The sequence below is a fragment of the Rhizobium sp. M10 genome (assembly GCF_002531955.1).
GTDB classification, from domain to species: Bacteria; Pseudomonadota; Alphaproteobacteria; order Rhizobiales; family Rhizobiaceae; genus Rhizobium; species Rhizobium etli_C.
The window spans coordinates 66,617-86,694 of sequence record NZ_NWTA01000003.1 but is presented as its reverse complement, the minus strand read 5'-3'; the positions used below and the strand labels follow the sequence as shown (position 1 = coordinate 86,694).

At 62.4% G+C, this 20,078-nt stretch carries 23 protein-coding genes; 5 read left to right on the top strand and 18 right to left on the bottom strand.

Going from position 1 to position 20,078, the window contains the following annotated elements:
* Positions 1-84: 84 nt before the first annotated feature.
* Entirely contained in the window at positions 85-1,503 is a 1,419-nt protein-coding gene (locus CO671_RS05730; protein WP_097605142.1) for a PLP-dependent aminotransferase family protein, read from the bottom strand.
* 80 nt (positions 1,504-1,583) lie between these two features.
* On the opposite strand from CO671_RS05730, the gene CO671_RS05725 reads away from it, so the two are divergent.
* The gene (locus CO671_RS05725; protein ID WP_010029229.1) at positions 1,584-1,841 is read left to right on the top strand and encodes a DUF1127 domain-containing protein; all 258 of its coding nucleotides are present in this window, start codon (positions 1,584-1,586) and stop codon (positions 1,839-1,841) included.
* 24 nt (positions 1,842-1,865) lie between these two features.
* Here CO671_RS05725 and CO671_RS05720 read toward each other — a convergent pair whose 3' ends face one another.
* The 7 genes from CO671_RS05720 to CO671_RS05690 form a co-directional block, all read right to left on the bottom strand.
* Positions 1,866-2,264, bottom strand: coding sequence for a hypothetical protein (locus CO671_RS05720; protein WP_097605141.1), 399 nt, complete (start codon positions 2,262-2,264; stop codon positions 1,866-1,868).
* A gap of 83 nt (positions 2,265-2,347) precedes the next feature.
* On the bottom strand, positions 2,348-3,019 hold the full coding sequence (purQ, locus tag CO671_RS05715) for a phosphoribosylformylglycinamidine synthase subunit PurQ (RefSeq protein WP_097605140.1): 672 nt from the start codon (positions 3,017-3,019) through the stop codon (positions 2,348-2,350).
* The gene (locus CO671_RS05710; RefSeq protein WP_097605139.1) at positions 3,016-3,570 is read right to left on the bottom strand and encodes an RNA 2'-phosphotransferase; all 555 of its coding nucleotides are present in this window, start codon (positions 3,568-3,570) and stop codon (positions 3,016-3,018) included. Before CO671_RS05710 ends, purQ begins: the two co-directional genes overlap by 4 nt.
* A 41-nt stretch (positions 3,571-3,611) precedes the next feature.
* Positions 3,612-3,857, bottom strand: coding sequence for a phosphoribosylformylglycinamidine synthase subunit PurS (gene purS / locus CO671_RS05705; RefSeq protein ID WP_038689209.1), 246 nt, complete (start codon positions 3,855-3,857; stop codon positions 3,612-3,614).
* 15 nt (positions 3,858-3,872) lie between these two features.
* Positions 3,873-4,637, bottom strand: a complete 765-nt coding sequence (gene purC, locus CO671_RS05700; RefSeq protein WP_004676256.1) for a phosphoribosylaminoimidazolesuccinocarboxamide synthase — start codon at positions 4,635-4,637, stop codon at positions 3,873-3,875.
* Positions 4,638-4,886: 249 nt separating this feature from the next.
* Positions 4,887-7,181 (bottom strand): EAL domain-containing protein, encoded by a 2,295-nt coding sequence (locus CO671_RS05695; protein ID WP_097605138.1) that lies wholly within the window; start codon positions 7,179-7,181, stop codon positions 4,887-4,889.
* Between the two features lie 91 nt (positions 7,182-7,272).
* Positions 7,273-7,830 (bottom strand): alpha/beta hydrolase, encoded by a 558-nt coding sequence (locus CO671_RS05690; RefSeq protein WP_097605427.1) that lies wholly within the window; start codon positions 7,828-7,830, stop codon positions 7,273-7,275.
* Positions 7,831-8,003: 173 nt separating this feature from the next.
* Between CO671_RS05690 and CO671_RS05685 the strand changes: the two genes are divergently transcribed.
* Together CO671_RS05685 and CO671_RS05680 are read left to right on the top strand one after the other, a co-directional pair.
* Positions 8,004-8,807 carry a DUF2189 domain-containing protein gene (locus CO671_RS05685; RefSeq protein ID WP_097583919.1) on the top strand — a complete coding sequence of 268 codons (804 nt, stop codon included), beginning with the start codon at positions 8,004-8,006 and terminating at the stop codon, positions 8,805-8,807.
* A gap of 103 nt (positions 8,808-8,910) precedes the next feature.
* Entirely contained in the window at positions 8,911-9,390 is a 480-nt protein-coding gene (locus CO671_RS05680; protein ID WP_097605137.1) for a low affinity iron permease family protein, read from the top strand.
* Positions 9,391-9,589: 199 nt separating this feature from the next.
* Here the strand turns inward: CO671_RS05680 and purB are convergent, their stop codons facing one another.
* The 5 genes from purB to CO671_RS05655 form a co-directional block, all read right to left on the bottom strand.
* Positions 9,590-10,897: an adenylosuccinate lyase gene (purB, locus tag CO671_RS05675; protein WP_097605136.1), complete on the bottom strand. Its 1,308-nt coding sequence runs from the start codon at positions 10,895-10,897 to the stop codon at positions 9,590-9,592.
* Between the two features lie 126 nt (positions 10,898-11,023).
* The gene (locus CO671_RS05670) at positions 11,024-11,509 is read right to left on the bottom strand and encodes a hypothetical protein (protein ID WP_097583915.1); all 486 of its coding nucleotides are present in this window, start codon (positions 11,507-11,509) and stop codon (positions 11,024-11,026) included.
* Between the two features lie 14 nt (positions 11,510-11,523).
* Positions 11,524-12,249, bottom strand: a complete 726-nt coding sequence (locus CO671_RS05665) for a DUF2259 domain-containing protein (protein WP_097605135.1) — start codon at positions 12,247-12,249, stop codon at positions 11,524-11,526.
* Positions 12,246-12,923, bottom strand: coding sequence for a ribulose-phosphate 3-epimerase (gene rpe, locus CO671_RS05660; protein WP_097605134.1), 678 nt, complete (start codon positions 12,921-12,923; stop codon positions 12,246-12,248). The genes CO671_RS05665 and rpe overlap by 4 nt, the downstream gene beginning before the upstream one ends.
* Positions 12,924-12,985: 62 nt before the next feature.
* On the bottom strand, positions 12,986-14,068 hold the full coding sequence (locus CO671_RS05655) for an ABC transporter substrate-binding protein (protein WP_097605133.1): 1,083 nt from the start codon (positions 14,066-14,068) through the stop codon (positions 12,986-12,988).
* Positions 14,069-14,350: 282 nt separating this feature from the next.
* On the opposite strand from CO671_RS05655, the gene CO671_RS05650 reads away from it, so the two are divergent.
* Positions 14,351-14,845, top strand: a complete 495-nt coding sequence (locus CO671_RS05650; RefSeq protein ID WP_097605132.1) for a flavin reductase — start codon at positions 14,351-14,353, stop codon at positions 14,843-14,845.
* Between the two features lie 32 nt (positions 14,846-14,877).
* Positions 14,878-15,198: a TfoX/Sxy family protein gene (locus CO671_RS05645; protein ID WP_009997829.1), complete on the top strand. Its 321-nt coding sequence runs from the start codon at positions 14,878-14,880 to the stop codon at positions 15,196-15,198.
* On the opposite strand, the gene CO671_RS05640 is transcribed toward CO671_RS05645, so the two are convergent.
* The 5 genes from CO671_RS05640 to CO671_RS05620 form a co-directional block, all read right to left on the bottom strand.
* On the bottom strand, positions 15,195-15,617 hold the full coding sequence (locus CO671_RS05640) for an NUDIX domain-containing protein (RefSeq protein ID WP_097605131.1): 423 nt from the start codon (positions 15,615-15,617) through the stop codon (positions 15,195-15,197). The genes CO671_RS05645 and CO671_RS05640 overlap by 4 nt on opposite strands.
* A gap of 7 nt (positions 15,618-15,624) precedes the next feature.
* Positions 15,625-17,142: a DEAD/DEAH box helicase gene (locus CO671_RS05635; protein ID WP_097605130.1), complete on the bottom strand. Its 1,518-nt coding sequence runs from the start codon at positions 17,140-17,142 to the stop codon at positions 15,625-15,627.
* 157 nt (positions 17,143-17,299) lie between these two features.
* Entirely contained in the window at positions 17,300-18,622 is a 1,323-nt protein-coding gene (locus CO671_RS05630; protein ID WP_010032566.1) for a M23 family metallopeptidase, read from the bottom strand.
* A gap of 104 nt (positions 18,623-18,726) precedes the next feature.
* On the bottom strand, positions 18,727-19,554 hold the full coding sequence (locus CO671_RS05625) for a ferritin-like domain-containing protein (protein WP_097583905.1): 828 nt from the start codon (positions 19,552-19,554) through the stop codon (positions 18,727-18,729).
* Positions 19,551-20,024 carry a peroxiredoxin gene (locus tag CO671_RS05620; protein WP_010032565.1) on the bottom strand — a complete coding sequence of 158 codons (474 nt, stop codon included), beginning with the start codon at positions 20,022-20,024 and terminating at the stop codon, positions 19,551-19,553. Before CO671_RS05620 ends, CO671_RS05625 begins: the two co-directional genes overlap by 4 nt.
* Positions 20,025-20,078: the final 54 nt, after the last annotated feature.

The window sequence follows — 20,078 nt, the reverse complement described above, 5'->3', positions numbered from 1 at the left end:
GAGGTAGCATGGGGGCGGGAGCGGTAAAGCGCTCTCGTCAGGCGTGTGCGTTTTTTCGGAATTATGGCGTGTATTTGCAACAGGTCATATTTCGCCATCATAGGCAGAGCCGCCATTTTCCAAGAGCCGGCGCAGGATCATCAATCCGGAGATCAGCTCCTGCCCTGTTTTCGGCGAGGAGAAACCGACGCGAACGCGATGATAGGATTTGTCCCCGCGTGCCGCCTTGAACTCGTCCTCGTCATCGACGAGCACGCCGTCCCGGAAGGCGGCGTTCTTGAAGGTGCCCGACATCCATGGCTCCGGCAATTTCAGCCAGAGGAAGGGCGCATGCAGGTGCGATGCGAACTCGAAGCCCTGCAATTGCTCGCGGGCGATCCGGACACGCCGCGAGAGTTCCTCGACGCTCTGTTTGCGAATCTCATGCGCCATGCCGCTTTCGACGAGGCGGGCGCAGGTCTCCGCCAGGATGAAGGGCAGGCCACCGGTGATCATCCGGTGCGTTACCCTGATACGCTGGGCGAAATGCGGCGGGCATGCGACCCAGCCGCCACGGACGCCGGCGGCGACCGATTTCGACAGGCCGCTGACGAGAAAGGTGCGATCGGGTGCAAGCGAGGCGATCAGCGGCGTATCATCGCCGGCCATGCCGCCATAGAGGTCGTCCTCGATCAGCCAGACGCCGTGTTTTCTGGCGATTGCCGCAATTGCCGCGCGACGCTCATAAGGCATGATCGTCACAGTCGGATTGTGAACGGTCGGCATCAGGAAGGCGAGCTTCGGATGCTGCTGCTGGCAGAGCCGTTCGAAATCGTCGGGAATCACGCCTTGGTCGTCGAAATCGACGGTGACCGTGCGACGGCCGAGAAGCCGGGCGCTGCGGCTGACCTGCGTGTAGCTGAGATTTTCGAAGACGATCTTGTCTCCTGGCGCCGAGACGGCGGCGATGACCGATATCGCCGCGGCATGGGCTCCGAGCGTCGGCACGATGTTTTCGGCCTCCGGCGTCCAGCCGCTGCGGGCAAGCCAGCGGCGGCCGGCTTCGAACCAGTTCTGCGGAAAGCTTCGGGAATAGGAGGAGATTTCGGAGAGATGCTGCTCGCCGATTTCGGCGAGAATGCCCGCTATGACCTTGCCCTGACCAAGATCGGGGGCGGCGGTGGTGTCGAAACGGATCTTGTTGGCGGGCGCATCCTGTAGGCGGGTGCCGCCGAGCGAGATCGTCAGCGGATCGCTCTGTTCGCCGGGCGCCGATTCGGAACGGTTCAGCACATAGGTGCCGCGCCCGACTTCGCCGGCAACGAGACCGCGTTCGTGCACCAGCGCATAGGCACGGCCGATCGTGCCGATCGTCACGCCGATATCATAGGCGAGGTTGCGCTGCGGCGGCAATTTGCTGCCGGCGGGCAGGGCGCCGCTCGATATCGCGGATTCGATGCTGTCGGCAAGGCGGAGATAGACCGGTCCTGAGCCGCGGGAAAGATCGGGAAGCCAATTTGTCATGGTGACAATTCCTATATTGTCACATTGTCACTGTCAAGTTTAAGAGTCAATTCCAACGGACAACCGAAAGGATTCCCGGAATGTCTGCCTTGCCTGAGATCAAAATGCCAATTGTACCGATTGTCTCTTATGAGGACAGGAGGCAGATCATTGTCCCCGACGCGCCCGCCGAGGCGACGACGCGTTTGAGGCGGATCTGGGCCGCAATTCTTTTGTGGCAACAGAAGCGGGAAGGCCGGCGCGCGCTGAGGACTCTGACGGCGAGCCAGCTCAAAGATATCGGAGTGTCGCAGTCCGAGGCGGCACGCGAGGTCGGCAAGTCGTTTTTCTGGGATTGATCCCGCGGAAATGGATCGCCGCGGTCAGCTGCAGCCCTTGTTGCCGCCGGACCAGCGGTTGACGTCGGCAGCAATGCGGCCGGCGACCGGCTCCTGCATCATCGGACCGAAAGCCTGAAGACGCGCCGGGCTGCCCTCGGCCTGCACCACCAGCAGCGGCCGGCTTTCCGGGCTGCCCTTGTGGACGAGCAGGATGCGTGGGCGGCCGGAGAAGGAGTTGAGCTCGGGTGCGAGCTTATAGGCTGCAAAGGCCGGATCCTTCGACTTGAACCAGCACGCATTGGCGCCGAGCGCCACGCGTTCCATGGTCGGCAGGGCAGCGCGGTTCGGACCCGCTGCCGGAGCTGGCGATTGGCAGCCGGCGACAGCAGCTGCAAGAGCGGTCAGCAAGGCGGCGTTTGCGACGGAGAGGCGAGGGCGCATGATCGGCTCCAGTGATCCGGATGAAGGTCTTTCGCATGCCATTGCCCGCAGAGGCCTGCGGGCGGCATGCATTGAGGACGGGCTCAGGCGGCGATAACGTCGAGCGCCGAGGCGAAGAGGCCGCGGCCGTCCGAACCGCCATGGGCGGCTTCGATCAGGTTTTCTGGATGCGGCATCATGCCGAGCACGTTGCCCTTCTCGTTCATGACCGCGGCGATATCGTTCAGCGAGCCGTTGGGATTGGTGTCTTCGGCATAACGGAAGACCACCTGGCCATTGCCTTCGATCTTCGCCAGCGTGGCTTCGTCGGCAAAATAATTGCCGTCATGATGGGCAACGGGGCAGCGGATGACCTGACCTTGTGCGTAGGCGCGGGTGAAATCCGTCTCGGCATTGACCACTTCGAGCTTGATCTCGCGGCAGACGAATTTCAGCGAGGCATTGCGCATCAGCGCGCCGGGCAGCAGGCCGGCTTCGACGAGGATCTGGAAGCCGTTGCAGACGCCGAGCACTTTCACGCCCTTTGCAGCCTTGTCGATGATCGCCTGCATGACCGGCATGCGGGCGGCGATCGCGCCGCAACGCAGGTAGTCGCCATAGGAGAAGCCGCCGGGAATGACGATCAGGTCGACATCCGGGATTTCGGCTTCCGTCTGCCAGATCGTCACCGGCTCGCGGCCGGAAATTTTCGTCAGGGCGGCAATCATATCGCGGTCACGGTTGAGGCCCGGAAGTTGAACGACGGCTGATTTCATGGGGTCCCCGCGGCTGGCGAAAGATATTGAACTGGAACGCTTTCGGCGAGCCATACTCCATTGTCGGAGACAAAGAAAGAATGGCCTTCTGAAAACATGCGGGCCGCATCCACACGCAGGATGAGATATTCACCGATGCGGCGCGTTGCGACGATTTTCGCGGTTTCGACATCCGCCGACAGATGAACGTGATGGCGCTGCATCTTCTTCAAGCCTTCGCGCCCGATCGAATGCCAGTTGGCCGAAGACGTGCCGTGATAAAGAGCCGCTGGCGGTTCCACCGGGGTCAATGCGAGATCGACGTCGACGCTATGACCCTGATTGGCGCGAATTCTGTTGTCGGCGAGCGTGAAGCGCTTCTTTGGATTATTCTCGATGATCGCGATAATCTCGGCGCGGGAGACATCGTATTTCGACGTCAAAGCCTTTTCGAGCTCGTCGAACGACACCCAGCCCTCGCCATCAAGCGTCAAGCCGGCGGTATCGGGCGCATGGCGCAGGACATAGCTCATATATTTCGAGACTTCCGTCTCCAGCTGTGCCTTCGTCATGACGCCAAACCCTCAAAATCTGCCGGAAGGCAGGTCTGTGATCATCCGTCGATCGCGATCGCGTAGTTCTCGATTACCGTATTGGCGAGCAGTTTTTCGCACATCGCCTTGAGGTCGGCCTCGGCCTTCGCCTTGTCGGCGCCCTCGAGCTCCAGGTCGAAGACCTTGCCCTGTCTGATATGGCCGACGCCCGAGAAGCCGAGGGCGCCGAGCGCGCCTTCGATGGCCTTGCCCTGCGGGTCGAGAACGCCGTTTTTCAGCGTGACGGTGACACGAGCCTTGATCACTTTGTCTATCCTGCCTTACTTGACGAGAACCGGGCCGGTGCCGCGCACAGGCTCGTTTTCATTGATGATGCCGAGACGGCGTGCGACTTCGGAATAGGCTTCGAGCAAGCCGCCGAGATCGCGACGGAAGCGGTCCTTGTCCATCTTCTCGCGGGTTTCGATATCCCAGAGCCGGCAGCTGTCCGGCGAGATTTCGTCGGCGAGGATGATGCGCATCATATCGCCTTCGAAGAGGCGGCCGCATTCGATCTTGAAATCGACGAGCTGGATGCCGACGCCGAGGAACAGACCGGTCATGAAATCGTTGACGCGGATGGCAAGCGCCATGATGTCGTCGAGCTCGGCCGGATTGGCCCAGCCGAAAGCGGTGATGTGCTCTTCGGAGACCATCGGATCATCGAGCGCATCCGACTTGTAGTAGAACTCGATGATCGAGCGCGGCAGGACGACGCCTTCCTCGATACCGAGGCGCTTGGCAAGCGAACCGGCGGCGACATTGCGCACGACGATCTCCAGCGGGATCATTTCCACTTCCTTGATCAACTGCTCGCGCATGTTGAGCCGGCGGATGAAATGAGTGGGGATGCCGATCTTGTTCAGATGGCTGAAGATATATTCGGAAATCCGGTTGTTGAGGACGCCCTTGCCGTCGATGACTTCATGTTTCTTCTTGTTGAAGGCGGTGGCATCGTCCTTGAAAAACTGGATCAAGGTGCCCGGTTCCGGACCCTCATACAGAATCTTTGCCTTGCCCTCGTAGATACGGCGGCGACGGTTCATCGTGGTCATTCTCTGTTGTTGGCGCTCTTGGGATAGCGCGAGTGGATCGATCTCGTGGCGTCCCCTTAAAGGAAAAGAGTGGGTTTCACAATCCGCCTGTCGCTCCTTCCCTCTTTTCGGGATTTCTGGACCCGGTTTCCGGATTTTACGGAATACCGCCAGGGGAATCGAATGGATTCCCAAGACGAGTTTAGCGCCTTTTCCTGTAGCGTGGAATGAAGGCGAAATGGCGGGCCGCTTATCCAGGTTTTATTTGGCAGCTCTGCTTGGCAGCGCGCGGCCAAGCTGCGCCTGCAGGGCGCGAGCGGCAGTTTGCCCGTGACGCCAGCTGCCGGCGCGGGCGAAGGAAGGGATCTGCATGGCCGGCATTGGCCGGGCGAGCGCATAGCCCTGCAGCATGTCGCAATCGAGTCCTTCGAGGATGCGGACGTGATCCGCAGTCTCGACGCCCTCGGCAATGACGCGGATGTTGAGCGAGCGGCCGATGTCGATGATCGAGCCGACCAGTTTGCGCTGCTCGGCCGATTGCGGCAGCAGGCGGATCAGCTCGCGGTCGATCTTCAGCGTCGTCGGGCTCAAGCGCAGCAGGCTGACGATCGAGGCATGGCCGGTGCCGAAATCGTCGATCTGGATGTCGATGCCGAGCTTGCGCAGCTTCTTGAGGTTGGCCGACACCAGCGCGTCGCAATCGTCGAGCGAGATCGATTCCAGCAGTTCGAAGGCGATGGCGCCGGGATCGATCTTCAGGGCGCGGAGCTTCTTGCCGAGATCGGGATCGGCAAGCCGGCGGGCGGAAACGTTGACCGATACTTTTGGAATCGACAAACCATCCCTGATCCAGGCGCGGCGGTCGGCCAGGGCGCGCTCCAGGATCAGCGCATCGATCGTCGAGACGACGTCGAGATCCTCGGCGATATCGAGAAAGCGATCGGGCGTCAAAAGCCCATGCCGGGGATGCTGCCAGCGGGCGAGCGTCTCGACGCCGGTGACATCGAGGGTGCGGGCATCGAACTGCAATTGATAGAAGGGCACGAATTCGTTGCGCTCGAGGCCGATCAGAATCTCGTCGGCGAGCTGCTTGGCCGAGACGACATCGCTGCGGGCCGATGCCGAGAAGAATTCGAAGCGGTTGCGGCCCAGCCCCTTGGCGCGATAGAGCGCGATGTCGGCGTCGAGCAGGATTTGCTTGGCGTCGAGCCTGGCGCCGCTGTCGACGGCGATGCCGATGCTGGCGCCGAAACGGCAGTCGTGCCCCTCGTATCTGACGGGCTTGCGCAATTCGCGGATCACGCGTTCGGCAAGGCCGGCGATCTTTTTCGAGGCGGGATTGACGGCACAGAGGATGACGAATTCATCGCCGCCGATGCGCGCGACGAAATCGGCGGCGCGAACGGAGTTTCTCAGCACATTCGCCGCGTGCTGCAGCATGGCGTCGCCGGCCCGGTGGCCAAGCGTGTCGTTGATCTGCTTGAAGCGGTCGAGATCGATGTGGAGGATCGCCAGGGCAAGGCCCTTGGCGCGGCATTCGGCCGAGCGCTCGTCCAGCATCTTGTCGAGATAGCGCCGGTTCGGCAGGGCGGTGAGGTAGTCATGCAGCGCCAGGTGCTCGATACTCTCCTTGGCGGCTTCGAGCTCGCGGTTGCGGGCTTCCGCCAGATCCTTGGCGCGCTGCAGCTCGTTGCGCAGTGCGACGTCCTCGGTGACGTCCCAGTTGGCGCCGATCAGCTTGCGGTGGCCGTTGCCATCGACGAAAAAGGCCGAGCGAGCACGGATGATGCGTTCGGCGCCGTCACCACGGATGATGCGATATTCCTGCTGGAAATCGCTGCCGCTTTCGACGCTGCGGCCGGCCAGGCCGAGCACGCGTTCGCGGTCGTCGGGATGCAGGCTTTTCGCCCAGGCATCGCCCGCGATCTGATGCGAGGCGCCCTGCAGGCCGTAAATGGCGATGAGGCGATCGTCCCATTCGACCGTATCATTCTCGATATCGGCCTCGAAGACGCCGATGTGGGAAATCGCCAACGCCAGGTCGAGCCGGCGCGACAGGCGCGACAGCGTCTCCTCGGCTTCCTTGCGGGCGGTGATATCGATATCCGTGCCGACGATGCGGGTCGGCACACCGTTCTCGTCCCATTCCACGCAGGCGCCGCGGCAGTCGATCCAGACCCATTGGCCTTCCCTGTGACGCTCACGATACTGGAAGATCTGATAATCCGGGTCGCCGGCGTTCTGGCGCTCGATGGCATGCGCGACGAATTCGCGGTCGTCGGGATGGACGAGCTGTAGCCAGGCATCGTAATCGCCGGAGACCTCCTCGTCGGGCGCCATTCCGCGAATGGTTTTCCACGTGGGCGAGTAATATTTCCGGTCGAGGCGGTAGTTGTGATCCCATACGCCGAGGCCCGAGCCGACCAGCGCATGGTTCCATCGGCTCTCCCGTTCCGCCAGTTCGGAATCGCCGGCTGCCCCGCCGACGCCTGCCGCCGCCGCTGTGGCATCGCCATGCGGGTTCTCGGCCTCTGGATGGGCTTTCTTCACGGGCATTCTCGCTTAATCATCTCAGGCGCAGTCTGCTGTCTTTTCATTAAGAAAGACTTAGAAAGCAATTGCTGAATTAACGAGAAGGCGGTTTTCCTCAATCAGCGGAGAGACGGCTCAGGAACTGGGCAAAGACCATGGTGCCCTCTGGCCAGGGACCGTGACCGGAATCGGCATTGATATGCCCGGCCTCGCCGGCATCGACGAGAAAGGAGCCCCAACTGCTGGCGATATCGTCGGCATGCTCGTAGCTGCCGAACGGATCGTTGCGGCTCGCCACGGTGATTGACGGGAAGGGCAGCGGCTCGCGCGGGTAGGGGCCGAAGGTCATCAGGTGCTTCGGGCGGATGTCGGGATTGGTGACATCGGGCGGGGCGACGAAGAAGGCGCCGGCCACCCGATTGCGGAAAAGCGGGATGGCGTGGATCGCCGAGGGCACGCCCAGCGAATGGGCGACGAGCACGACGGGCCGGGTCGAGGCGTTCACCTCCTCGGCGATGCGGGCGATCCAGTCCTCGCGGACCGGCTTCGTCCATTCGGCCTGTTCGACGCGCCGCGCCGTGCTGAGCTTCGCTTCCCAGCGGCTTTGCCAATGGCCGGGGCCGGAATTGGTATAGCCGGGGATGATGAGCATATCTGCGTCTGAGGCTTTCATAGTGCCGCCGATGTGAGAAAGCCCGTCGAAGATGTCAAGAGGGGCATCAAGGGAGAGAGCGACACGCGCCTTGATATTTGTTATATTGCTCCAGTGCCGGTTGCGGATTTCGTATCGGCTTGCCCGCCGATGCGTGCCGCCGCCGACCAATCTCGGCTGAGGAGGAGAAAGCCATGGCGGCATTTCATGTCATGACGGGTGCCAGCGAAAGCTTAGCGCGGCCCGTCGTCAATCGCATTGGCATTGCTGACGTCTTCGACGCGCTGAAGCGTGGGCTCGACGATTTTAAGGAAAAACCTTCGCATTATGTGTTCCTGTGCCTGATGTACCCGATCGCCGGCATCTTCCTGACGCTATGGACCTCCGGCGCCAATCTTCTGCCGATGGTCTTCCCGCTGATGTCCGGTTTCGTGCTGATCGGCCCGATCGCGGCGATCGGCCTTTATGAGATCAGCCGCCGGCGCGAGGAAGGCCTCGATACATCATGGACGCATGCACTCGAAGTGCGCCACTCGCCGGCACTGCCGTCGATCGTCGCGGTCGGGCTGATGCTTTTTGCCCTTTTCGTCGTCTGGCTGGTAACGGCACAGACGCTTTACACCAATCTTCTCGGAGAAGTGTTTCCGCGCTCCATGACAGATTTCACCCGCCAGGTTTTCGGAACGGCTGGAGGCCTGCAGCTGATCATCTGGGGCAATCTCATCGGCTTCGTCTTCGCGCTGGTGGTGCTGGCTATCTCCGTCATCACCTTTCCGCTGCTGCTCGACCGCGATGTCGGGGCCGTCGCCGCCGTCGTGACCTCGATCCGGGCCACGGTCGCCAATCCGGTGCCGGTGCTGCTCTGGGGCCTGATCGTCGCGGCACTGCTCGTCATCGGCACGATCCCGGTCTTTGCCGGGCTTGCGCTCGTCATCCCGATCCTCGGCCATGCGACCTGGCATCTCTATCGCAAGCTGGTTGCGCGGGAAATCGCCTAAACAGAGCCTCATTCCCGGGCGGCGGATTCCGATTTCCCCGGGAACCTCAAACCTGCCTCGGAGTTCTTAGCGTAGGCTTCGAGGGAGGATTTCAGAGGTGACGATGAAACATCTGTTCGCCCGCTTCGCAACCAAGACATCGGAATGGGCGGGCAAGCCCGTCATCTTCATCCTGGCGCTGAGCATCGTCATCGTCTGGGCCGCACTCGGCCCCTTCTTCGACTATTCGGAAACCTGGCAGCTGATCATCAATACCGGCACGACGATCATCACCTTCCTGATGGTCTTCGTGCTGCAGAACGCGCAGACGCGCGACACGCGGGCGATCCAGGCCAAGCTCAACGAAATCATCCTGACGAGCCACGCCGAAAACCGCTTCATCGGCATCGAAAATCTTGACGAGGATGAGTTGAAACATCTCGACCGACTGGTCGCCAAGGCTGCCAAGGGCAGGGGCGAGACGGAGGCTTGCAGGACGACGGAAGCCGCAGAAACCGTTACGCCGAAAAAGACCGAGGCGCGCAAACGCCCTGGGAACGCTAAAGCCTCAAAGATGAAACAACGGCCGCTTGAGAAAAGCTAAATACAATCCAGGATCCTATTAAGAAGACGAATCCCACACGGGCGAGGCCAGACTTTCAATGCATGTCGCCCGGAGAGAGCGGTGGCTTCGGGGGGAGATGCATCAAAACAATGAGCTAAAACAACGGCTATACTGCCGGTTCATATGTGGCAGATCCTCGGCACAAGGCCGAGGATGACGCCGAGGGGTTGGGGTTCTCTCAAGCGTTCCCAAATACCCGCCGGAAAATCGTGTCGACATGCTTGGTATGATAGCCAAGGTCGAACTTCTCCCGAATATCCTCCTCGGAAAGCGCCGCGCGAACCTCGGTATCCGCCAGGAGCTCCTCCAAAAAGTCCTTGCCCTGTTCCCAGACCTTCATGGCGTTGCGCTGCACCAGGCGGTAGGCGTCTTCGCGGGAAGTGCCGGCCTGGGTCAGTGCCAGCAGGACGCGCTGGGAGTGGACGAGGCCGCGGAACTTGTTGAGGTTCTTCTCCATGTTCTCGGGGTAAACCAGGAGCTTTTCGATGACGCCGGCGAGGCGTGAGAGGGCGAAATCGAGGGTGACTGTGGCGTCGGGGCCGATCATGCGTTCGACGGAGGAGTGGGAGATATCGCGCTCGTGCCAGAGGGCGACGTTTTCCATGGCCGGCAGGGCGTAGGAGCGGACCATGCGGGCGAGGCCGGTCAGGTTTTCGGTCAGCACCGGGTTGCGCTTGTGCGGCATCGCCGAGGAGCCCTTCTGGCCGGGTGAGAAATACTCCTCCGCTTCCAGCACCTCGGTGCGCTGCAGATGGCGGATCTCGGTCGCCAGGCGCTCGATCGACGAGGCGACGACACCGAGGGTGGCGAAATACATGGCGTGGCGATCGCGCGGGATGACCTGGGTCGAGACCGGCTCGGCCTTCAGGCCAAGCGCCTCGGCGACATGTTCCTCGACGCGCGGATCGATATTGGCGAAAGTGCCGACGGCGCCCGAGATGGCGCAGGTCGCGACTTCTTCGCGGGCGGCGACGAGGCGCTGGCGGCAGCGCTCGAATTCGGCATAGGCGAGCGCCAGCTTGACGCCGAAGGTTGTCGGCTCGGCGTGGATGCCGTGCGAGCGGCCGATGGTGACGGTGTCCTTGTGTTCGAAGGCGCGGGTTTTCAGCGCCGCCAGCAGCCGGTCGAGATCGGCGATCAGGATATCGGTGGCGCGCACCAGCTGGACGTTGAAGCAGGTGTCGAGCACGTCTGATGAGGTCATGCCCTGATGGACGAAACGTGCATCCGGGCCGACGATTTCGGCCAGGTGGGTCAGGAAGGCGATGACGTCATGTTTGGTGACAGCCTCGATCTCGTCGATGCGGGCAACGTCGAAGGTGGCGGCGCCGCCCTTTTCCCAGATCGTCCTTGCCGCCGATTTCGGAATGACGCCGAGTTCGGCCAGCGCGTCGCAGGCATGCGCCTCGATCTCGAACCAGATGCGGAACTTGGTTTCGGGAGACCAGATGGCGACCATTTCGGGCCGGGAATAACGCGGGATCATGGGCGGCTGCCTTCACTTCAAGAGGTTTGAGCGTCGAAGTTATGTTTTCACGCAATTCCAGGGAAAGCCGCCGAGCGTCTTTGCTGAATTGCTTCAGCGCCCCTGTAGCAAAGACGGGCGGCAATCTCAACGCATGCGTTTGGCAAGATAATAGCTGCTGACGACAAGGCAGACGAGACCGAGCGGCAGGAAAAGGCGCAGACCGATCACCAGGAACTGATAGACGGCGCTGATGCTGGTGAAGATGAACTGGAACACCCAGATGCCGCTTCCGAAGGGCGCGTGCCAGCGCGAATAGAAGATCCGATATTCCATCGCGAAGAGGAAAGCCGTCATCGCGATCGTGGCCGCGATCAGCGTCACGAAAAAGGCGGCGAAACGCGCCTCCGGCGGCTTGCCATAGGCGAGGAAGCGGGCGGCCGGCAAAGCGAAGGGCCAGGCGAGCAGGCCGCCGAGGAAATAGAGCGCGGCGACTTCGGCAAGCCGGCTCGTCTCCAGGCCGTTGCGCAGATAGAGACCCAGCATAGCCGAGACGAGCATCTGCACGGCCCAAAGCAAGGCGCCGAGGATCAGATGGGAGTAGGGCGGCCATGCCGCCCTGAGGCGCTCCATGTCGGGCAACCAGCTCAGGGATGAACCGGAACGGCGATCCAGCGCCCATTCCTTTGCGCATCGAAGGCCAGGACCAGGGCGATATGAACCTGGTTTGCGGCGTCCGGCTGATAGACGACGGCGCCGCCGATCCTGTATTCGACCGAACATGCGCGCTCGGCCGGAACCGATTGCACCTGGCGCGCTGCCTGCCGGTTCGGAGCGCCTTCCTTCTCGATCATCTGCAGGCTGAAGCCGAGGACCCGCTTGGCGATCGCCGCGCAGTCCTTCGGCACCGCGATCGGCAACTCGCCGAGCGAAAGCGTATAGGGCGATTTCGGCGGGCCGTCGCTCGCAAGCGTGGTGTAGCGCAGCGTCTTTGCCGGAGAGCCGAGTTCGGTCGGCGGATTGAAGGCGGCGATCAGGCCGGGGTTGGTCAGGAGATCGTATTTGTCCATCTGGCCGCGCGCCGCCGTGAGATTCTGCCGCCGCGCCTTGGAAAGATTGGCGTCCTTGTCGGTCAGCTCGGTGCGGAAGGGCGTGCCCTCGAGATACTGGCCCTTATCGGTATCGATGAAATAGGTGTTGGAATAGGGGACATTGCTGCCCTCCTTGAGGCCGAACTCCTGGAAGGCGAAGACCTTGCCGTCGGCGGAAAAGCCGATCGGCTGGATGCTGGCAATGTCGCCGGCAAGTGACACGCCGGGCAGGCCGGCGAGTGCGGCGGCGAGCAGGCCGCCTAAGAAAAGCTGCTTCTTCATGCTCGTCCCCCTTCGGCTGCCTGACGCAGATCGGTGACGGTCCGGCGATAGTCCTCAACCGTATCGCCCTTGAAAATCGCCGAGCCGGCGACGAGGACGTTGCCGCCGGCGCGCGCGATTGCCGGCGCCGTTTCCACAGTGACGCCGCCGTCGACCTCAAGCTCGATCGGCCTGTCACCGATCAGCGACTTTGCCGCCGCGATTTTGGCTGCCATCGCCGGAATGAACTTCTGTCCACCGAATCCGGGATTGACCGACATGATGAGGATGAGGTCGACATCGTCGAGCACGTTCTCGATGGCGCTGAGCGGGGTTGCTGGATTGAGCGTCACCCCGACCTTCTTGCCGAGATTGCGGACGGTCTGCAGCGACCGATGCAGATGCGGCCCGGATTCGGCATGGACGGTGATGCGGTCGCAGCCGGCCTTGGCGAAAGCTTCGAGATAGTCGTCGACCGGCGAGATCATCAAGTGGCAGTCGAAGGTGGCGCCCGTATAGGCGCGCAGCGACTTGATGACATCGGGGCCGAAGGAGATGTTCGGCACGAAATGCCCGTCCATCACGTCGAGGTGGATCCAGTCGGCCCCGGCGGCGGTGACATTACGCACCTCCTCGCCGAGCCTGGCGAAATCCGCCGCGAGGATCGAGGGGGCAATGCGAATGGGCAGCGTCATCAAGTCTTACTCCGTATGGGCGTCAGCCGAGCTCGGCGCCGGAATTCAAGGCTGGCCGCCGCTCATTGCGTCGGCGCAGCCGGTGGAAAAAAGCCGTTGCCGCGCCATTCGAGCAGGCGGTACGGGTTTTGCGAAAGTTCATGCGTGCCGGTGAAGGCGACGGCACCGACCGGGGTCTGGAATGTCGTGCCGAGCAGCGTCTCCTGCAGGGGCTTGCCGGCCGCAGCGGCGGCTTCGGCCGCCTGGCCGGCAATCAATGCCGCCGCCAGCGACGGCAGGACATAACCTTCCGGCTCGATCCCTTTGGCGCGCAACGTTTCGGCCGCCGCCGCGGCTTCCGGCAGAACGGAATATTCGGGCAGGGCGACGGCGCGCACGCCGGACCCGAGTGGAAGTGGCAGATCGGCGGCGCGCATGGCGTCGCCGCCGAGGATGGAGAGCGGGATGTTCTCGGCTTCCGCGTCGCGGGCAATGACGGCGATGTCGTTACGGTCACCGCCGACGAAGACCCTGGTGGCGCCGGCCCGTTTCAGGCGGCGGACAAGAGCGATCTGTTGCTCCTGCCCCGGGCGATAGGTATCGGTGAAGACCGGTTTCAGGCCGTTCTGTTCCAGCGCGTTGCGCACCGCTTCCGTCAGTTCGCGGCCGTGAATCGTGCCGTCCTCGATCAGGGCGATGGGGTCGGCTGCCCAATTCTTCAGGATCACTTCGTTGATCTTTGCCGCCTCGGCGCCATCGGCAGGCGCCATGCGGAAGAGCGGCCAGGCGTTTTTCAGCGCATCCTCCATCAGGATGCGGGAGCGCACGGAGACGGTGATCGCCGGAATGCCGGCATCCTTCAGCTTCGGCAGGGCGCCTTCCAGCGTCTCGCTGCAGAGAAAGCCGACGGCGATCTGCACCTTGGCCGCGACAAGCGCATCGCCGACTGCCGCGCCGCTATTGTCCTCGCAGGTCTCGTTGACGGCGACGAGCGTATTGCCCGACTGCTGGATCTCGAAACCGGCGCCGGCGGCAATCTGTGCGCCGAGCAGGGCGAGCGGGCCATTTTCAGGGGCAACGACGCCGATCGTCACGCCGGCCGCGTGGCCTTGCGCCGCCGCTCCCAGCAGCATCAGAACGGCTGCTATGCCACGCAGGTTGATCATGAAAGGCGGAGATCCCTAGCCATCGTCCATGCCCTTTTATCCGCAAGGCCGCGATCGTCAAAGAAAAACAAGCGTAACCCAATGCTTTTCACCGGTCCTATTGTAGAAAAGGTAACCCATGCTCGCCATATTGGCGCGATGGAAAGTCGAACTGCAGCGCAGGACGTCCTTTCGGTGACGCAAAGGACGCTGCAGCACTTTGAATTGCCGCGTAATTTTGTCCTCAAATCGATTCCGATTTATGGATGTATGCAGGCGGCAGAAGAGCGTACGGAGAAGCAGTTGTTGAACAGGCAGCATATCGACCCCGGCCTTTATCGCGATGCCATGAGCCGTTATGCGGGCCATGTGCAACTCGTGACGACGGTGATGGAAGGCATGCGCCGGGGCGTCACCATCACAGCCGCCTGCTCGGTCTCGGATAATCCGGCCTCGGTGCTGATCTGCCTCAACAACACCAATCCGAAGAACGAGATTTTTTTCCGCAGCGGTATCTTCGTGCTGAATACGCTCGGCGCTCACCACCAGGGCGTTGCCGATGCTTTCTCCGGACGCACGGCGCTTGCCGATGACGAACGCTTCGCCAGCGCCCGTTTCGACACGCTTGTCACCGGCGCGCCGGTCCTTGCCGATGCGCTTGCCGCCTTCGATTGCCGGGTGACCGACATCAAGGAAATGCCGACGCATAACGTCATCTTCGGCGAAGTCGCCGCCGTCCGCTTCAGTGAGAAGCATCCGGCGCTCATCTATATGAACCGGGATTATCACACGCTGTGATCGGAGCAGCGGAGATTTTGAGGGAATAGAGAATGGACAATGCCGGGATCGAGGAAATGTTTCAGGGGCTCGGCCCAGTCACGATCAAGCGCATGTTCGGAGGCAAAGGCATTTATCACCTCGGGCGCATCGTTGCAGTCGAAGTGCGCGACGAGATGCTGCTGAAGGCCGACGAGACAAGCGCCCCGGAATTTGCCGCCGCCGGCGCCACGCAATGGGCCTATGAGGGCAAGAAGGGCAAGCCGGTGAAGATGCCCTACTGGTCGATCCCCGAAGAGGCCTACGACGATCCCGATCTGATGGCGAAATGGGTAAGGCTTGCTTATGAGGCGGCGCTACGCGCAGAAGACTAGCCTCGTTCGGCAATCGGCAAAGCTGCAATCGCCGCCTTGGTGAAGGCCGACAGGGGCGTGGGCAAATCCGTCAGGGCAAACCAGCCGAAATCCGAAAGCTTGTCCGGTTCGGTCAATTGCGGCTCGCCTTCGACATCGCGGGCGAGATAAAGGATAGACATCCAGTGCTGGCGGTCGGCAGCGATGATCTGTTCGGTCACGGCAATCCGTTCGATCCGGCCGATCTTGAGGCCGGTTTCTTCCTCGGCCTCGCGACGTGCGGCTTCTTCAGCCGGCTCCATGTGATCGACCTTGCCGCCGACAATGTTCCAGTAGCCGGCTTCAGGCGGATTCACGCGTTTATAGAGGAGGATCCTGTCGTCTCGCAGGATCACCAGACCAACGCCGAGGCCCGGGAAATCATGGCCGGGCCTGCCCATTGGATGTTCAGACCTTGGCGCTGCCGGCGATCAGCATGAAGGCGGGGATGTCGTCGCCGAAACCGACCGGGGTCGGGCCGTCGTCGTGATCGCGATGACGGCGGCGGTCGCGGCTGTCGTCGTTTGCCGGGTAAGGCCGATTGTTGCGCGCATTGTTTTGCGGCTTCTGCTCTGCTTTGCGCTCGTTCTTCAAGACTTCGGCCCTTGCTGGTGCTGCTTCGATCACTTGGACGTCATTATCCTGTATGTCGTTATCAGATTTATGACTCGCAGCGCCACGATTGCCGCGCCCGCGCCCACGATCCCTCTCGCCCCGCTCACCCTTTGCGCCGCGGTCGCGGCTGTTGCGCCGCGGGCGCTCGTTGTCGGCGCTTTCTTCGGCCGGTGGCAGCGAATTCACATCGCCGCTCAGCCATTCGACCTTTTCGCCGATCAGCTTCTCGATCGCATCGACGAATTTGGTGTCACGCTTGGTCACGAGCGTAAAGGCGGCGCCCGACCGGCCGGCACGGCCGGTGCGGCCGATGCGGTGGACATAATCCTCGGAATGGATCGGCACGTCGAAATTGAAGACGTGGCTGACATCGGGAATGTCGAGGCCGCGGGCGGCAACGTCGGAGGCGACCAGCAGCTGGAGATTGCCGTCACGGAAGCTCTGCAGCATCATCGTGCGGGAACGCTGGTCCATGTCGCCATGCAGCGCACCGACGGAGAAGCCGTGGCGCTCGAGCGAACGGAAGAGATCGGCGACATCCTTCTTGCGGTTGCAGAAGATGATGGCGTTCTTCAGTTCGCCCTGGGCGCGCACCAGTTCGCGCAGAACCGCGCGCTTCTCGTAATCCTTGCTGTGCGAGGCAACGAAGCGCTGCGTCACGGTCTTGGCGGCCGATGCCGGCTTTGCCACCTCGATGCGCTCGGGATTTTGCAGGAAGCGGTCGGCGAGCTTCTGGATCTCCGGCGGCATGGTTGCCGAGAAGAACAGCGTCTGGCGGGTGAAGGGGATGAGCTTGGCGATGCGCTCGATATCGGGGATGAAGCCCATGTCGAGCATGCGGTCGGCTTCGTCGATGACGAGGATTTCGACGCCGCTCATGAGCAGCTTGCCGCGCTCGAAATGGTCGAGCAGGCGGCCGGGCGTGCAGATCAGCACATCGGCGCCGCGCTCAAGCTTGCGGTCCTGGTCTTCGAAGGACACGCCGCCGATCAGCAGGGCGACGTTCAGACGGTGGTTCTTGCCGTACTTCTCGAAATTCTCGGCGACCTGGGCAGCGAGTTCGCGGGTCGGCTCGAGGATCAGCGTGCGGGGCATGCGCGCGCGGGCGCGGCCCTTTTCCAATAGCGACAACATCGGCAGAACGAAGGATGCCGTCTTGCCGGTTCCGGTCTGCGCGATGCCACAAATATCGCGGCGTTCGAGCGCAAAGGGAATGGCCCCCGCCTGAATAGGCGTGGGGATCGTATAGCCCGCGTCGGTAACAGCGGATAACACTTTTTGGCTCAAGCCAAGGTCAGCAAATGTCGTCAAAGGGAAAACTGTTTCCGTTCCGGTTCGGCCGAGCTCTGAACGAGTCGGCGGGATTGCATGCCGCAATGCAGCGCGACATAGCCCCGAATGGCCGGCAAGTCAAGAAATAGAGAGGGCGCACTCCCTGCAGAGTGAAGCGATGGTTACCTGACGGCTATTACTTGATGTAGGTGGCGAGTTTAAGTCCGGCATTCATGAAATATACTGGATCGACCGCCTGGCCGTTCTGGCGCACTTCATAGTGCAGATGGGTGCCGGTTGAGCGGCCGGTACTGCCGGCAAGACCGATGACATCGTTGCGGCCGACCGTGTCGCCGACCTTGACGAGAACCTGTGACATGTGGCCGTAGCGCGTCGAGATTCCGTTACCGTGGTCGACCTCGACCATATTGCCGTAGCCGCCGGTCCAGCCGGCGGCGATGACCTTGCCGGGCGCCGTCGGGCGGATTCTCTCGCCCGGCGAAAAGCGGAAGTCGATGCCGGAATGCAGCGCCAGGCGGCCGAGGAACGGGTCGCGGCGGTTGCCGAAGGGGCTGGTGACGTCCTTGCCGATGGCGGGGTTGCGGAAGGGCAGGGATTCGGCGGTGCTGCGCACGGCCTCCAGCCGGGTCAGCGCGCCGTCGAGGGCGGCCAGCGAATTGTTGAAGTCGTCGTTGCTTTCGGGTTCAAGGTAGGGGCCGCCGACGGCGCTCTCCTCCTCCTGCCTGGCGGCGGCCGTCTCCTCAGGCACAGGAATCTTGAAGCGGGTCAGCACGGTCTCGATGGCGCTGGCGGCGTGGCCGGCGTCACTCGTCAGCTGTTCGACGCGGTTGCGCTGGTCTTGCTCGACATCCTTCAGCGACAGCGTCACCTTGGAGAAGACGCGATCGGCGCGGTCGCCGACCGTCTCGGCGGACGGCGCATAGGCAAGCGTCGAATTGCCGGGCATCGCGTCGGCGGGCGCTCCGCTCGCCAGCTGTCTCTCGATCGCCTCGATGCCGCCGGTGAGCGAAGCGCGCTTGTCCTTGATATCGGGGGCAAAGGACTGGACGGGCAGTGACGGCGCGGGCTGGGTGCCGTCCTTTTCCGTCAGGCCGGAACTTTCGGCGCGGTCGAGCAGATTGTCGAGCTTGCCGTGGCGCGAGGTGAGCGCCAGCTGCTGCTCCATCAGCTTGTCGACCTTGTCCTCGACCACCTGCTGGTCAAGAAGCTGGCGGGAGGTGATGCGGTCGACCTGGGCGCGTAGGGCGGCGATGCGGTCCTCGTAGTCATGCTGCATGCGCGCCTGGCGCGCCATGGTGGCGCCGATCAGGTCGTCGCGCAGCACGAGGTAGGAGGTCGCCAGCAGATAGCCGATCGAGAAGACGCCGACGAAGCAGAAGGCAAGCGCCGCCATCCACGGCCGGACCGTCATGTGGCGCACCTTGTCGCCGCTTGCCAGGATGAGGATGTGTTCCTGCGCCCGCCTGCCGAATACCCGGTGCTGATGTCCGCTGTTCACGCAGGCTCTCCCGATTGATGCTCTACGCCTCTTTCGGAAATTAGACACCGTTATGGTTAATGAATGCTTTCGCAGCCGCCATTTGCGTCAGAAAATCAATCACCTCAGGCGTGGCTGATCGATGCCAGCGAGCGGTAGAAAGACGGCGTCAGCCCGGCTTCGGCACGGGCGAGATCGTTGAAGGGCGGCTTCAGCGGCCCGCGGAAATTGGCGCGCACCAGCTCCTGGAAGGCCTTTGCCGGATCGCGCTTTTCGCGGGCGCAGAGGAAGCGGAACCATTTGGCGCCGACGGCGACATGGCCTTTTTCGTCGTTATAAATGACGTCGAGCACGGCAGCGCTTTCGAGATCGCCGGTTTCGCGCATCTTGGCCTGCAGCGACGGTGTGACGTCGAGGCCGCGGGCTTCGAGAATCAGCGGCACGACGGCGAGCCTTGCCGTCAGGTCGTTGCGCGTCGAATGGGCCGCCTGCCACAACCCGTCATGGGCGGGAAGATCGCCGTAATCGGCGCCGAGATCGTTGAGGCGGGCGCGTACCATGCGGAAATGTTTCGCCTCCTCGAAAGCGACCTGCATCCAGCCGTCGAAGAAGGAATTCGGCACCTGTTCGGTCGCGAATCGGGCAACGATATCGAGCGCCAGGTCGACGGCGTTGAGCTCGATATGGGCGATGGCATGCAGCAGGGCGATCCGGCCTTTCAGCGTGTGCAGCGAGCGTTTCTCCACCTGGGTCGGCGGCGTCAGCACCGGTTTGTCGGGACGGCCGGGCCTTTCCGGCAGGGCGGCGTCGAGTGGTGAGCGCAGCGACACCCGGCGGGCGAACCAGCGGGTGGCGCTTTCCTGGGCAAGGGCCGTTTTGCGGTCGAGATCGGCCGAACGGATGGCGTCAATGGCGCCGCCGCGCAACGAGCTTATCGCGAAATCACCGGTCACGCGGCCAGATTCCTGACGGCCTCGAGCACGGTTTCGGCATGGCCCTGCACCTTCACCTTCTGCCAGATCGTGGCGATCGTGCCATCCTGGCGGATGAGGAAAGTGGTGCGCTCGACGCCCATGAAGTTGCGGCCGTACATGCTCTTTTCCTTCCAGACGCCATAGGCCTGCAGCGTCGTCTTGTCCTCGTCCGAGGCGAGCGCCACCGAAAGACGGTGCTTCCTGATGAACTTGTCATGGCAGGCGGCCGAATCGGGCGACATGCCGATCACGGCGGCACCGGCTGCTTCGAACTCCGGCGCCAGCGCCGTGAAAGCCAGCGATTCGGCAGTACAGCCCGTCGTGTCATCCTTGGGATAGAAGAACAGCACCAGCGGCTTGCCGTGAAAATCGGACAGCGAGATACGGCCGCCGCCGTCGCGGGGGAGATTGAAATCGGGGGCCAGGGCACCGATGCCGGGAACCGCCATTGGGAAAACCTTTCTTTTGCCGGGTTTGTGGATGACACTCTCTCTCCCCGAATT